This is a genomic window from Moraxella sp. ZY200743 (assembly GCF_050885545.1).
GTDB lineage: Bacteria > Pseudomonadota > Gammaproteobacteria > Pseudomonadales > Moraxellaceae > Moraxella > Moraxella haemolytica.
Genome location: NZ_CP091313.1, coordinates 626590 through 640603, shown reverse-complemented (window position 1 = coordinate 640603; position 14014 = coordinate 626590). Strand labels below are relative to the sequence as shown.

At 42.5% G+C, this 14014-nt stretch carries 15 protein-coding genes and 2 tRNA genes; 8 read left to right on the top strand and 9 right to left on the bottom strand.

Features of this window, described 5'->3' with window-relative positions; translation table 11 throughout:
• Window positions 1–99 precede the first annotated feature (99 nt).
• From L3D27_RS03075 to L3D27_RS03065, 3 genes are all read right to left on the bottom strand, one after another.
• Window positions 100–190, bottom strand: a tRNA-Ser gene (locus L3D27_RS03075).
• 37 nt (window positions 191–227) lie between these two features.
• A tRNA-Ser gene (locus tag L3D27_RS03070) sits at window positions 228–318 on the bottom strand.
• A gap of 79 nt (window positions 319–397) precedes the next feature.
• Window positions 398–1705 (bottom strand): FAD-dependent monooxygenase, encoded by a 1308-nt coding sequence (locus tag L3D27_RS03065; RefSeq protein ID WP_432481510.1) that lies wholly within the window; start codon window positions 1703–1705, stop codon window positions 398–400.
• Between the two features lie 249 nt (window positions 1706–1954).
• Between L3D27_RS03065 and L3D27_RS03060 the strand changes: the two genes are divergently transcribed.
• The 6 genes from L3D27_RS03060 (at window position 1955) to L3D27_RS03035 (ending at window position 7091) form a co-directional block, all read left to right on the top strand.
• Window positions 1955–3115, top strand: coding sequence for an MFS transporter (locus L3D27_RS03060; RefSeq protein WP_432481509.1), 1161 nt, complete (start codon window positions 1955–1957; stop codon window positions 3113–3115).
• A gap of 191 nt (window positions 3116–3306) precedes the next feature.
• Window positions 3307–4506: a colicin D domain-containing protein gene (locus L3D27_RS03055; RefSeq protein WP_432481508.1), complete on the top strand. Its 1200-nt coding sequence runs from the start codon at window positions 3307–3309 to the stop codon at window positions 4504–4506.
• The gene (locus L3D27_RS03050) at window positions 4503–4784 is read left to right on the top strand and encodes a colicin immunity domain-containing protein (RefSeq protein WP_432481507.1); all 282 of its coding nucleotides are present in this window, start codon (window positions 4503–4505) and stop codon (window positions 4782–4784) included. Before L3D27_RS03055 ends, L3D27_RS03050 begins: the two co-directional genes overlap by 4 nt.
• Window positions 4785–4919: 135 nt before the next feature.
• Window positions 4920–5117 carry a hypothetical protein gene (locus tag L3D27_RS03045; protein ID WP_284674183.1) on the top strand — a complete coding sequence of 66 codons (198 nt, stop codon included), beginning with the start codon at window positions 4920–4922 and terminating at the stop codon, window positions 5115–5117.
• A gap of 248 nt (window positions 5118–5365) precedes the next feature.
• Window positions 5366–6532: a methionine adenosyltransferase gene (gene metK / locus L3D27_RS03040; protein WP_432481506.1), complete on the top strand. Its 1167-nt coding sequence runs from the start codon at window positions 5366–5368 to the stop codon at window positions 6530–6532.
• A 226-nt stretch (window positions 6533–6758) separates the two neighbouring features.
• Window positions 6759–7091: a DUF3144 domain-containing protein gene (locus L3D27_RS03035; RefSeq protein ID WP_284674181.1), complete on the top strand. Its 333-nt coding sequence runs from the start codon at window positions 6759–6761 to the stop codon at window positions 7089–7091.
• Window positions 7092–7231: 140 nt separating this feature from the next.
• Here L3D27_RS03035 and orn read toward each other — a convergent pair whose 3' ends face one another.
• Window positions 7232–7822, bottom strand: coding sequence for an oligoribonuclease (gene orn, locus L3D27_RS03030; RefSeq protein ID WP_373627453.1), 591 nt, complete (start codon window positions 7820–7822; stop codon window positions 7232–7234).
• A 334-nt stretch (window positions 7823–8156) separates the two neighbouring features.
• On the opposite strand from orn, the gene L3D27_RS03025 reads away from it, so the two are divergent.
• The gene (locus L3D27_RS03025; protein ID WP_432481505.1) at window positions 8157–8795 is read left to right on the top strand and encodes a DUF2062 domain-containing protein; all 639 of its coding nucleotides are present in this window, start codon (window positions 8157–8159) and stop codon (window positions 8793–8795) included.
• A 64-nt stretch (window positions 8796–8859) separates the two neighbouring features.
• Here L3D27_RS03025 and lolD read toward each other — a convergent pair whose 3' ends face one another.
• Window positions 8860–9534 carry a lipoprotein-releasing ABC transporter ATP-binding protein LolD gene (gene lolD / locus L3D27_RS03020; RefSeq protein ID WP_284674178.1) on the bottom strand — a complete coding sequence of 225 codons (675 nt, stop codon included), beginning with the start codon at window positions 9532–9534 and terminating at the stop codon, window positions 8860–8862.
• A gap of 9 nt (window positions 9535–9543) precedes the next feature.
• On the bottom strand, window positions 9544–10791 hold the full coding sequence (locus L3D27_RS03015) for a lipoprotein-releasing ABC transporter permease subunit (RefSeq protein ID WP_432481504.1): 1248 nt from the start codon (window positions 10789–10791) through the stop codon (window positions 9544–9546).
• A gap of 226 nt (window positions 10792–11017) precedes the next feature.
• Between L3D27_RS03015 and L3D27_RS03010 the strand changes: the two genes are divergently transcribed.
• Window positions 11018–11977 carry a hypothetical protein gene (locus L3D27_RS03010; RefSeq protein WP_432481503.1) on the top strand — a complete coding sequence of 320 codons (960 nt, stop codon included), beginning with the start codon at window positions 11018–11020 and terminating at the stop codon, window positions 11975–11977.
• Between the two features lie 155 nt (window positions 11978–12132).
• Here L3D27_RS03010 and ccoP read toward each other — a convergent pair whose 3' ends face one another.
• From ccoP to ccoO, 3 genes are read right to left on the bottom strand one after another with little or no spacing between them, the layout of a single operon-like run.
• The gene (gene ccoP, locus L3D27_RS03005) at window positions 12133–13203 is read right to left on the bottom strand and encodes a cytochrome-c oxidase, cbb3-type subunit III (protein WP_432481502.1); all 1071 of its coding nucleotides are present in this window, start codon (window positions 13201–13203) and stop codon (window positions 12133–12135) included.
• Complete coding sequence (locus tag L3D27_RS03000) at window positions 13200–13376, bottom strand: cbb3-type cytochrome oxidase subunit 3 (protein WP_284674174.1); 177 nt, start codon at window positions 13374–13376, stop codon at window positions 13200–13202. Before L3D27_RS03000 ends, ccoP begins: the two co-directional genes overlap by 4 nt.
• Window positions 13376–14014 (bottom strand): cytochrome-c oxidase, cbb3-type subunit II, encoded by a 639-nt coding sequence (gene ccoO / locus L3D27_RS02995; protein ID WP_373627449.1) that lies wholly within the window; start codon window positions 14012–14014, stop codon window positions 13376–13378. Before ccoO ends, L3D27_RS03000 begins: the two co-directional genes overlap by 1 nt.

Genomic DNA, 14014 nt, shown 5'->3' with positions numbered 1-14014 from the left:
CTATCGTAAATTTGGCTTTTGGACAAATATTTTACAGTTTTTAGGTTCTGACGATGGAATAATAAAAAAACCACCCTTTTGTTTTGGGTGGTTTAATAATGGCGGAAGCTGAGAGATTCGAACTCTCGGTGGGCTACAAACCCACGCCGGTTTTCAAGACCGGTGCATTCAACCGCTCTGCCAAGCTTCCTAAAGCGGTAAATCCATCAAAGATGGAATAAGAATAATGGCGGAAGCTGAGAGATTCGAACTCTCGGTGGGCTACAAACCCACGCCGGTTTTCAAGACCGGTGCATTCAACCGCTCTGCCAAGCTTCCGTAGGCGTGTATTATAACGATTTTTTGTTAGATTGCAAGTATTTTTTTGGTTTTTAGAAAAATTTTTCTAATCAGATGGTTAGGATTTTAGCCCCATGGCATAACTTGCCACTAATGGTTTGACACCTGGAATCTTGTCAAAAGCAATCAGCCCAACATTACGAGCGAATTTCATCACAGGATTGCTATTACTAAAGCCATGCACCACCGTATCACAAAAATGAATCACTCGTTTTTGGTCGGTTTGCCGTGCTTTTTCATACGCTCTTAGATTGGCATAATTACCCAAATCATAATTTGGATTGAGCTTTTTTTGATGAGCAAGCATACCAGCTAAGGCGTAAGCATCTCTTAAACACAGGTTAAATCCCTGACCTGCCACAGGATGCAAAGTGTGAGCAGCATTGCCCATAACCACACAACGACCCACCACTTGGCGATGAGCCAGCACCTTCATAAGCGGATAAGCACCACGACGACCCACCGCCACAAACCGCCCAGCATCCTCACCAAACACCTGTTGTAATGTTGTCTTAAAATACTCATCATTTTGCAGATAACGAATCTCCTCACCTGCCTTGCAAATGAACACCACCGAGCGGCGATACCCCTGAGTTGTGCCATCACTGCCATCACCACGACCGTCCGTCAAAGGTAATAACGCCAAAGGCCCAACAGGTGAAAACTTCTCAATGCCAATATGCTGATGTGGCTTATCCGTCTGCACCACACCCACAATGCCCACCTGCCGATAATCGTGCGTATCCACATCAATATTCAGCAGGCGACGAGACACCGAATCCCTGCCATCACAAGCTACTACAAGTGGTGCATCAAGACACAAATTCTTCCCATCTTTGCTAAATTCAACTGCCGCCACCTGTTCATCTTGACGAATATCCACCACACTTGCCCCATCAATCAATGTGATGAATGCATTATCCTGCACCGCCAGTAGTAGCTGCCGCCCCATCCAAGCATTTTCCATGACTTGACCAAAGCTCTCCACACCTTCTGCTTGCTTATCTAATCTGGCTCGCCCAAAACTACCCAACTCACCAATCTCCACGCCATCAATACGACAAGCATGGCTTTGCATCTGTTGCCACAGTCCAATCTCAGTATAAATTTGTACCGTACGCCGTGAAAGTGCCGTATTGCGACTGTCTAGATATTGAGTACGACCCACATCGTCATCAGGGCTGATGACTGGATAAGTCGCCTGCTCAATCAGCGTACTATAAATGCCGTGATGTGCCAACAACAATGCAAAAGACAGCCCCACCTGACCGCCACCAATGATGATGACATGGTTGTCGGCTGGTAACTGTGCTACAGTGTTTGGTTCGCTCGTGGTCTGGGTATGGTGGATGGCTATATTCATCATGGTCCTACAATAGCAACGCTTTTGGGTGGTATCAAAGTGAACAAGCTAACATTGGTCAAACTCATCACATGGGTAAAGCACAAATTAAAAATAAACCAACAGTTAACTTAGCTAAAATTGTACCACAAATCCCCCTAGTATACGGTGTTTTTTATCCATCATCATGTTGAAAATTTCTGCCTTTGACATCGGACAAATAAGGAATAATCATGCTACAATAAACTCCCTGCTTCTTATTTCACCACCGCCATGACCACCAATAATACACCTACCCTAACTGCAAAATTTACCATCGCCATGATTGGTTTTTTTGCCTTTTTACAAGTGTATTCGGTGCAAGCGATTTTGCCGACCTTGATGACAGATTTTCATGCTTCAGAAGTTGCCATTGGTGTGGCGGTAGGTGCAACCGTACTTGCCATCGCCCTTATCTCGCCTTTTATGGGAATGCTATCAGATGCCTTCGGTCGCAAGGTGTTTATTGTCGGTTCATTACTGCTACTTGCCATACCCACAGGCATGATTGGTGCAAGTGGGTCGGTCAATGAACTGTCAATTTGGCGGTTCTTACAAGGATTGACGATACCTGGGATTACAGTTGTATTGATTGCCTATATAGGGGAAGAGCACAACAACCATGTCACTCAGATGATGAGTTTGTATGTAACAGGTACGGTGCTTGGGGGATTTAGTGGGCGTTTTATTGCAGGGCATTTACACGAGCTGATCGGCTGGCGATACGGTTATGGTGTGATGGCAATCTGCACACTCATTGGGGCGATATGGGTGCTTAAAACACTACCAAAATCACATCATTTTGTTAAAAGTGGTAATTTTACCAACTCCCTGTCATTGCTATTTTCCCACACCAAAAACCGCCACTTGATGAGTGCTTGTCTCTTGGGTGGTTGCGTACTATTCTCCCTTGTGGGGTGTTTTACTTTTATTGGTCTGCACTTATCGGACGCACCTTATCAGCTCAGCACCTCACATCTTGCCAATCTCTTCGCTCTATATCTTATTGGCATGATTATCACACCCATGTCAAGCAGACTGATTGCACGCTTTGGTATGATTTGGGTCATCATAGGGGCGGTGCTCTGCTCCATTATTGGCATGATTATCACACTAAGCACGCCATTGCTTGCAATCATCATAGGACTTACCATCATGTCGTCAGGGGTATTCATCACCCAGTCTGCCACCATCAGCTATATCGGTAGCCAAGTTACCAAAGGGCGTTCACTCGCCTCTGGACTATACTATATGGGCTACTATGGTGGCGGTGGCATTGGTGCGTGGGCGTGTGGCATTGCCTATGCACATGGGCAATGGTGGCTTACAGTTATGCTCATCATTGCCGTGCAAATACTTGCTTTATCAGTGGCTTTAGCACTCATGAAAAAATAAAATCAAAAACCAGTCTTATGACCAATCATTCAGTTAATCATCCATCATAACCACAGCAAAACCCTAAATTCAATCAACCAACCATTTCCAAAACAATCTTCAACCGTGAAGTCAAAAGCCTAAACGCTCGTGAAATCAAGCAATTAACCACAAATGCCGATAAAGAGCTACAAGGCTTGTTTGGGGCGTATGTGGACGGCTTAAAAGCAAATTGGCGTACGCTTTTTTCTCATCGCTACAAGGTACATAGTGATGAGGCTTACAAGGCAACCAGACAACGGTTAAACAGCCCAAAAAGCTTAATGGCGTACGCCGATAAAGTTTTTGATAAGCCGCTACATCTAACTACCAATGTGGGCATTAGCCTAGATGAATTAACTAAAGCATTTGGCGAAAATGAAAGCGAGCGGATTATCCGTGCCATACGCCTAGCCCATAGCAAAAGCCTAGATAATGCCAAATTAATTCAGATGATAAGGGGCAGTCGTGCCAATCGCTATCAAGACGGTATTTTGAATATCAGTACAAGACACGCCAAAACCCTTGCCCATACAGGTACGGCGATAATGGCAAGTGAGGCAAAGCAAGCCTTTATCAACGATAACAAAGACATCATCAAAGGCATTAAGGTTATCGCAACCTTAGACAGACGCACCAGCCCCATTTGTCGCCATTTGGACGGTGTGGTAATGACCTTAGATAAAGCCACTTATCCGCCTTATCATTTCAACTGTAGAAGTAGCTTTGAAATCATCTATGACGGCTATATCGCTCCAAAACAGCGTACAAGCGAGCATGGCGTGGTAGAAAATCAGACCTATTATGAATGGCTAAAAAACCAACCAGCCCATTATCAAGACGAGGTATTAGGCAAGACACGGGGTAAGCTGTTTCGTGATGGTGGTATGAGTATAGAAAAGTTTAAATCCTTGCAACTGGATAAAAACTTTACGCCACTAACCCTAGATGAGATGGCAAAATTAGAGCCTGTGGTGTTTGGGGAGGTTTTTGATAAAGCCAAAATTTTAAAAAACCGTCAAGGCGTATTGGTAGAAAATACAAGATTTGGCGAAATAACCTTTACACGCTCACAGCTTGATCGTAAGTTTAAGCACGCTACTGATTTTGGCATTGATATTAGTAAAAAGAATGCAGATACTTTATTAACCTATCAACAAGCGATTTTAGAGCATTTGGCAGATGAAAAAACCACCGCAAAAGGCACTTATCGTGATGTCAAAAACAGTATTGTGTATTATAATAGTGGTACGATGGTTGCTGTTGCTATCAAAGAAACTGGTGAGTTTATTACGGCATTTACTTTTAAACTAGATGACCCAGAAAGTAAAAAACAGTATGAGTATTACATGAATAAGGGTATTTTATTTTGACTACATTGCTTAAACTAGCTTCGGATTTTCATCAAGGCAAATATCAAGCTGAAGAATTTATGATGAAATACCTAGAGGCTTGGCGTACTCCAAGAAAAGAGACTGTTACCGATGAGCAGGCAACGGCTGGGTGGCATATCTTTTCGGCTTGTGATAGATTTGCCCCTGATTTAGGGCTAGATGGTATTGATGATGACCCCGACATTAACATTAACGAAACTCAGTTTAGAAAAGAAGTTGAGCAGACATTAAAGTCAGTTGGACTGATCAAACCATAAAACCCTTAAAACATAAAGCATTGATGAGAAAAAACGCCTTAAAAATGGCGTTTTTGATCACTTAACCCCAAACCCTTTCGAATTCGAAAGGGTTTTTTTACGCCGCTTGTAACGGCAAACAAAAGGTAGTAACCCATGACAGACGAAAACAATCAAGAAACCCAAATCACAGCCGAGCAGTTTCAAGCGGCACAAGCAGAAATTGAACGCCTACGCAAACACAACGAAACACTGCTGGCTGAAAAGAAGACCAAGATTAATCTGGCAAACCAAACCCTTAGGCTTAATAATTTTACAACTTTCAAAAAACCCAATCAATTTAGACTCAACTAAAACCACCAAGACCCTTCCTTTAAGCCCACTCAAATATAAAAAAATATTCATTGGTAATTTTATTAAAAATATCTTATAATTTTCCACCAAATGCCTTGTGATTTTATTTGTATTGTGTACATTGATATTTGCACAATAAACACAAACGCAGTCCACCTTGTGCGTTCGGTCATCAGACCATTTTGTCAAGCCTAGAAAAGCCACCAAAATTCGCATAATTTTTTATCTATTTTTATAAGTGATTATCTATGAACTACCAAGTATTTACCTCAGAATCCGTCTCTGAAGGTCATCCAGATAAGATGGCAGACCAAATCTCAGACGCTCTACTTGATGCCATTTTAACCCAAGATAAAGACGCTCGTGTCGCTTGCGAAACCCTTACTAAGACAGGGGCAATTGTTTTAGCAGGCGAGATCAGCACGCATGCTGATATTGATGTTGAAGGTATTGTGCGTGCTACCGTCAATAAAATCGGCTATAATCATTCTGATTTGGGCTTTGATGGCAATAGCTGTGCGGTTATTAACATGATTGGCAAACAGTCGCCAGAAATCGCCCAAGGCGTGGATAGAAGTCGTCCAGAAGACCAAGGGGCAGGCGATCAAGGCTTAATGTTTGGCTACGCCACAAATGAGACTGATGTACTGATGCCTGCACCCATTCAACTAAGCCATCGCTTGATGGAGCGTCAAGCCCAACTTCGTAAAGATGGTACACTAAGTTGGCTTCGCCCAGATGCCAAAGCACAAGTTACCTTGCGTTATGACACCCATCACAAACCTATTGCTGTAGATGCTCTGGTTTTGTCCACTCAGCACAATCCAGACATCAGCCACACTGCCCTAAAAGAGGCTGTGATGGAAGAAATCATTAAACCTATTATTCCAAGCGAACTACTGCATAAAGACACACTGTACCACATCAACCCAACAGGCAAATTTGTCATCGGTGGTCCTGTGGGTGATGCCGGCCTGACAGGTCGCAAGATTATCGTGGACACTTATGGTGGCATGGCACGCCATGGCGGTGGGGCATTCTCTGGTAAAGATCCAAGCAAGGTAGATAGAAGTGCTGCTTATGCAGGTCGCTATGTCGCCAAAAATATCGTGGCTGCAGGTCTGGCTGACCGCTGCGAGGTGCAGGTATCTTATGCCATTGGTGTGGCAGAACCAACTTCTATCTCGGTCAATACCTTTAATACTGGCAAAATCAGCGACCAAGAAATAGAACGCTTGATTCGTGTACATTTTGACCTACGCCCTTATGGCATCACACGCATGCTAGACTTATTGCAACCAATGTACGAAATTACCGCCAGTTATGGGCATTTTGGGCGTACAGGCTCAGATAATGCCTTTACTTGGGAAAAAACCGATCGTGCTGAAGCTCTACGAGCAGATGCAGGTCTATAGTTAGATACAGATAATATTGCCAAAGTTATCATGTTTTAGCTCAGTATTAGCTAATCTTGTAATTTTGGCAATCATCGTAATATATCACAAGCGTAATGCATTACTTTTACACTCCATCATCTTTTGGTTTTTATCTTCTTGATATGACATGATTTTAATCTTATCAGTCTTGACACCAAACAAACCAACAAGCGTTTTAAATCAATAAACCCAACAGGAAAATCTCATGAGCGAACAAACCAATAAGCCCAACCTAAGTCCTGAAGAGTTTCAAGCTCAAGTCAATGCTTTTTATGAGCGTGCCGATGCGTTTATCAACCTTGCCAACAGTCAGCTATCTCCACAATCACACGCAGGTCAAGTTGGCTCATCTTTACTATATGCGTCAGCTCGTTATAGTGCATCTGTCGCTTCCATTGGCTTTACTAAAGCAAGTGATTTTGAAAAAGAAAAAGATGACATCATCAAATTTTACACCGCCCAATACCAACAAATGCTGTCTGACAACCTAGACGACTACATCAAGAACTTTGAAAAATACACCAATATTAAAAAATAATTCTTAAAATCTTTGTTAAAACACACTAAATGTTAAAAGCATTTAAGAACCTGTTTGCAAAAAACCGCCCATCATCAAAAAAGGCGGTTTTTTATTCGGTGGCTAAAGCGGAAATGGATTGCACCACACAATTTCACTCATCAATCCAGCAATTTAAAAAAATGCGCCTTGTAATGACGAAGCTCACGAATAGAATCACGAATATCATCTAATGCCAAATGAGCCCCACCCTTTTGATATCCGCTTGCCACATCAGGACGCCAACGATAGCATAGCTCTTTGATGCTTGATACATCTAGATTGCGATAATGAAAATACCGTTCAAGTCGTGGCATTTGGCGTGCCAAAAAGCGTCTGTCTTGGCAAATTGAGTTGCCGCACATTGGAGATACACCCTCATCGCACCACTTGGCGAGAAACTCCAGTGTCGCATTTTCCGCATCCATTAGCGTCATCGTGCTACGACGCACTCTGTCAATCAAACCTGATTGACCGTGTTGCTTTTTATTCCAGTCATCCATGCCGTTTAGCACAATATCTGACACCTTAATAGCAATCACAGGACCTTCTGCCAAAATATTAAGTTGATCATCAGTAACAATAGTGGCAATCTCAATAATCTCATCATTTTGAGTATCCAACCCCGTCATCTCAAGGTCAATCCAGATCAAGGCTTTTTTGGTGGGTTTTTTGCTAGGTTTTGGATGGTTAATCTGAATTTTATCACTCATCGTTGTATCACTTCTATATTTTGATGGTTGTTGATCAATATTGGCATTTTATCACACCTTGATCATGCTTGCAGAACTCTTTTATGATATCAAGTAGTTATTTTTAAAGTATTTTTTCAAACCATAAAGACTGCAATTTATTTGTCTTTATGTGTCATGGTATGCTAGAATTGGATAATTTACTTCTTTGTTTTTTATATTGACATAAAGCTCATATACAAAAAACAATGATTAACAAGGATACCGACCATCTCTGCGTTTAGTTTTTTTTGTTATAATATTCTTTAGATAACATCCGTCATTGATGGCTGTTCTTAACTTTTAGATTGTCGTTATGCCCAAGAAAAAATTACAAAAATGGCTACCCACGCCAGAAAAGTTGAGTGAAAGTAGAATCATGGGGTGGTTTGCTCCATTCATCGCCGACCCTCGCCTATGGCACATGAACCGTGGTGCATTGACACGAGCGGTATACATTGGTGTACTGTGTGCATTTTTTCCCTTGCCAGGTCAGATGCCCCTTGCTATCATCGGAGCATTGTTACTGCGAGCCAACATACCAATGGCAATTGCCCTAACTTGGATTACCAATCCTTTAACCACCATTCCTGTATTTTGGGCATCTTATTGTGTAGGGGCGTTCTTATTGGGTGAACCGATGATTGGTATTCGCACTATTGGGATTGTCATCTCAGACTTTAGTCTTTGGGTAACAGGAAATGGTGTCAACCCTTTTGCTAATCACCTATTTTCACTCAAAGCATTCACATTGGGTTTGGTTGTATGTGGCATCATCACCAGTGCCGTTCTAGGGCTGTTATTTCGAGTATTATGGCAGTACTACATCGTTAATAGTTGGCAAAAACGCTTAGGTTACAACACCAAAGCCCCCAGATTTCGCACCCAAAAAGGTCATAAACTCAGAGATGCCAAATCTCAAACAGATAACAACCCTGAAGATTTTTCTATTTAAGCACCACCGAATAAAACAAAAACGCCTCTTTAAAGGCGTTTTTGTTAAGCGTTCAGCTACTTCATCAAACCCACTGACCACCACGCATCTCAAGCTGTCTATCCGCCCTAGCTGCCAGATTTCTATCATGTGTTACCATAAGTAATGCCGTACCAAAATCATGTTGCAACTCTGACAACAACTCAAAAACAGCATTGGCATTGTAATCATCTAGATTGCCGGTCGGTTCATCTGCCAAAATGAGTGCAGGATTGGTAATCAATGCTCTAGCTATGGCTACTCGCTGACGCTCACCACCCGAAAGCTCGCTTGGTCTATGGTGCATCCGATGTGAAAGTCCCACACGCTCAAGCAGACGATTAGCCCTCTTGTGTACCTCACCGATGGGAACATTAGCACGCATCAGCATGGGCATGGCGACATTTTCGGTAGCAGTAAACTCTGCCAACAGATGATGAAATTGATAAATAAATCCCAAATGCTGATTACGCAAATCACCACGCTCTGTTTCGTTGAGCTGATTTAGACATTTGCCTTGCAACCATACCTCTCCTGCCGTTGGAGTATCTAGACCACCCAACAGGTGTAGCAGCGTGCTTTTTCCTGAACCACTGCTACCAACAATAGAGACTCGTTCACCTTTGCAAATGGTTAAATCCAACCCAGTCAATACAGTGGTTTGAATCCGTCCTTCATCATAAGTTTTTGTGATATTTTTTGCCTGCAAAATAATGCTCATGCCATCTCCTTATTCATAACGCAATGTTTGTGCCGGCTGAATGCGAGATGCACGCAGTGCAGGATAAATGGTCATAACAAAACTTAATAAAAACGATGCCAAAACGATGACTACAATATCAAGCACCTGAACCTCTGATGGTAAAAAATCCACAGGATACGCACCTGCCGGCATTAAAGTTACACCAAACAAACCGCTTAAAAAGTTAACAATGTCATTAACGCTCAAGGCAAGCACCACACCCAAAATCGTACCCACGACCGTACCAATCACACCAATAATCATGCCTTGCACCAAAAATACCTGCATGATTAGCTTAGATGATGCCCCAAAAGTCTTTAAGATGGCAATGTCTGATTTTTTATCAGTAACCAACATCACAAGGCTTGAAACGATATTAAACGCCGCAACAATCACCACCAAAAACAGCAGTAATCCGATGATAGACTTTTCCATTTTAACTGCATTAAATAGATTGCCATGAGTGCTTGTCCAATCATCAGGATACAGATTGTCATCGAGTTTGGCCGCTTCATTGGCAGCAACAGGTGCCTTAAAAACATCGTGCATCAGCAAGCGTATCCCCTGTGCCCCTTCAGGCAGCCTTAGCATCACACCGGCATCACGCATCGCCACAAAGCCTAGGATACCATCTACATCTTTACCAATATTAAAAGTCCCAACAAGCGTAAACTGCTTAAATCTAGGTATCAACCCTATCAGCGATGATGACGCTTCAGGAAGCACAAGCGTTACTTTATCACCCACATCAAGACCCAATCCATCTGCTGTACTCTTGCCCAATACGATACCAAACTCACCTGCTTTTAGATCATCAAAACTACCTTTGGTCATATGATTATCTACGATAGAAACTTGCTTTTCATATTCTGGCTCAATGCCTGATATCATCACAGGAGCGACCTGCCCATTGGCTGCTACCATGCCCTGCAGGTGGATAAAGGGGGCGGTTGCCTTGATATTTTGCCCTCGATCTTGCTTGATGATTTTGTCGGATAAATCTTGCCAATCCGGAATGATTCCATAGGAAATCACCGACGCCTGCGGAATCATACCCAAGATACGAGTTTTCATCTCACGGTCAAAGCCATTCATCACCGACAATACCGTAATAAGTACTGCCACGCCCAATGCTAAGCCGATCATAGAGATGAGCGAAATAAAAGAGATAAACCCTTTTTTGTGCTCAGCTTTTGTATATCTTAGCCCAATAAATAACGCTAATGGACGAAACATAATCAACTTTCTCTTAATGAATAATCGCCATAGTTTACACCATTTAGCACAAATTAACATCACAAATTCACAGCGAGTCGCTAACAATGATGATTTTGATACATATTTTGATGGTTTTATATAAAATGACACATCAGATGAGTTTTAGATAAGTTTTTGTCTTGATTTTTTAGATAAACTCCCTATCTAAATGGTAAATTTTGAAAATATCTTTTGAGAATATTGTATGAACCAGATGCGTTATACTTACAAACATGAAGTGCCACCCGCTAAAGTGGATTTGCCTTGCGATCAAAACGCAGGACATGGCGACCACTGGGCAATCTTGACCGATGACATCAATCAAGATGTTCCCAACTGGCTACAGTCAATGCTTGAGACAGCCCACCTATCTAGTGGATTGGCCCAAAGTCATGCATCAGATAACAAGATACTTATTGCCAATGATACACCTTGCCACATCAAACAAATCTTAAGTCTAGAAGATGGTATACCAAAAGCATTTGTGAACGCTTTTCCTGCGGTCAATAGTCCGTACGGAATAGAATGCCACATAGAACGCATCATCCGCTGTGAAAAGACCTCAGACGCCATTTTACGCCTAAAGACCAAAGATGGTGCAACAATCTACGCTTTTGACCAACTGTATGCCGTCAACCGTACAGAATACAAAACCCCAAAAACCTACTATGTCAATTTTAGTGCATGGGCATACCATATTGAACCAAGCAATCAAGACGAAACCATCTTGGTAGAAGACCCTGTTGCCATTCGCTATCATCGTGCATTTAATGACATTGTCAGTCAAAATAGCGGTCAAGTTCCTGATGATATTGATGATAAAATTCGTGCATGGCAGCCCAATCTTGATGATGGTGAGACGCTCGCCCCTGTTGAGATTAACTTTGGACACAGCTGTATTTATCTTTTTGGCGACACTTTTGGTCAAGAAGATGAGGCTTGGTGTCAAGGTCAGGTACTTGGCATTAGCCAAACTCAGTTTTTTAATAAAGACATCACCTTATTTGATGTGGTAATTTTGCGTGAGCCTGATGCCAGTCCTCTGGTGGTGCGTATCGCTGCAGTTACCACCGATGACACACAAAAAATTAAGGTGCATGACTATATCCAAGCTAATATTTGGCTGCAGGCCGCCATCTACAGCCAAAACCAAAAAATCTCTTAAAAAATAATTCAGTCAGCCACAAAAAACAATCAGAATAAACACTCTGACTGTTTTTTGTTTATTGTCAATCACTTTGGTTAATCAGGGGCGGTACTTGCTTTTTAATCAGAAACCAAAAAAGAGCCGATTAACGGCTCTTTTTTAATAACAGCGTGTTATTCTGTTGGGTTTTGCGACAGTGAACGCACATAAGCTGCAAGCAACATGATACGCTCATTACCCAACTTGGTCTGCCATTCAGGCATCACACCAGAACGACCATGACGGATGGTAGTACGGACAGACTCACGGTCTCCACCAAATAACCAAATATCATCAGTTAAGTTCGGTGCACCTATTGCGGTCATACCTTTAGCATCAGGACCATGGCACAGCACGCAGTTTGCTTCAAAGATGGCTTTGCCTTGAGCAACAGTGGCTGCATTTAAATCATAGCCGTTTTGGTTGCCAGAGATGCTAAGCACATAATCAGCAGCAGCACGCACACCAGATTCACCCAGTTGCTTTTGCCATGCCGCCATCGCACCCACACGACCATTATGAATAGTAATTAGGATATTCTCCGCCTCACCGCCATATAGCCAGTCATTATCCGTTAGGTCTGGATAACCCAAAGAACCTTTAGCGTTCGAGCCATGACATAATGCACAGTTTTGCAAGAATAGGCGGCTACCTGCTTTTAGTGCCTCAGGATCGGCTGAAAGTTTATCCACATAAGGTGCTAGCAATTTTACTTGCTCATCAATTTGGTCTTGAAGCTCTTTTGATGGTTCAGCTTCGTCTTTTTTATGAGCTTGTAATTCATTAAGTTTTGCTAGTACAGCAACTGCTTCAGTTGCACCTGCATTTGCCAAAATGCCTTGTTCAAAGTTTTCAGTAAATACTTTATTGTTGGCTTGTAGCTGGCTGTTAAGTTCGTTTTCTGATGTCCAAGGCACTTCTTGACCATCAACCTCAACCGTTGTAATGCCCTTCCAGACATTTGGCTGAATAGCGGGGAATAGCACAAAATAGCCCAAACCCCAAATTAGTGTACCAAAGAAGATAACCAGCCACCATTTTGGTAATGGCTTGTCATACTCTCTAATACCATCGTATGAATGCCCTGTCGTTTCATCTTCTTCTAAGACAGGTTTAGATTTTAATGTCCACACAAGTACGCTGAAGATAAATAACCAGCAAGCAAGTGATAGGACAGTAATCCAAGAACCCCAAAAAAAGCTCATTGTATATCCTTAGTGCGCTCGTGCGATGACAAGAAATTCTTGTCATCAAGCGCAAGTTGTGCATCTTCTTCAAAGCGTTTTTTATTCTTAGGCGAGTACGCCCACCATGCAATCCCGATAAAGGCAATAAAAGCCGCAACGGTTGCAATACTATGTAAAACGCCCCAGTTCATTAGCGTTGACCCTGCATTGCAATACCAAGTTGTTGCAGGTAAGCAACCAATGCATCAAGCTCGGTTGCTCCCTGAACTTGGTCAGGTGCTGCTGCAATGTCTTCTTCAGTGTAAGGCAAACCAAAACGATCTTTAAAGATACGCATTTTTTGCTGTACTTTTACGCCATCAACTTCATTCTTAGCAAGCCAAGGATATGAAGGCATCACGGATTGAGGCACAACAGAGCGTGGGTCAATCAAGTGGTCTTTGTGCCACTGGTCTGAATAACGACCACCTACACGAGCCAAGTCAGGGCCAGTACGCTTAGAACCCCATAGGAACGGATGATCCCAAGTGGATTCTGCTGCACGGCTATATGGTCCATAGCGTTCCACTTCAGCACGAAGTGGACGAACCATTTGAGTGTGGCAAACATGACAACCCTCACGGATATAAACATCTCTCCCCTCTAGCTCAAGTGCTGTCCAAGGACGCATATTTGGCAAAGGTTTGTTTACACCACCTTGATCGGGTGCATTGGTGTCATAAATCAGTGGGATTAGCTCAACCAAGGTTGCAAAACTAATTGCAATGACAATAAAGACAACCAGTAAGCCTGTGTTTTTTTCAACAATTTCATGAGTAATATTTGACAT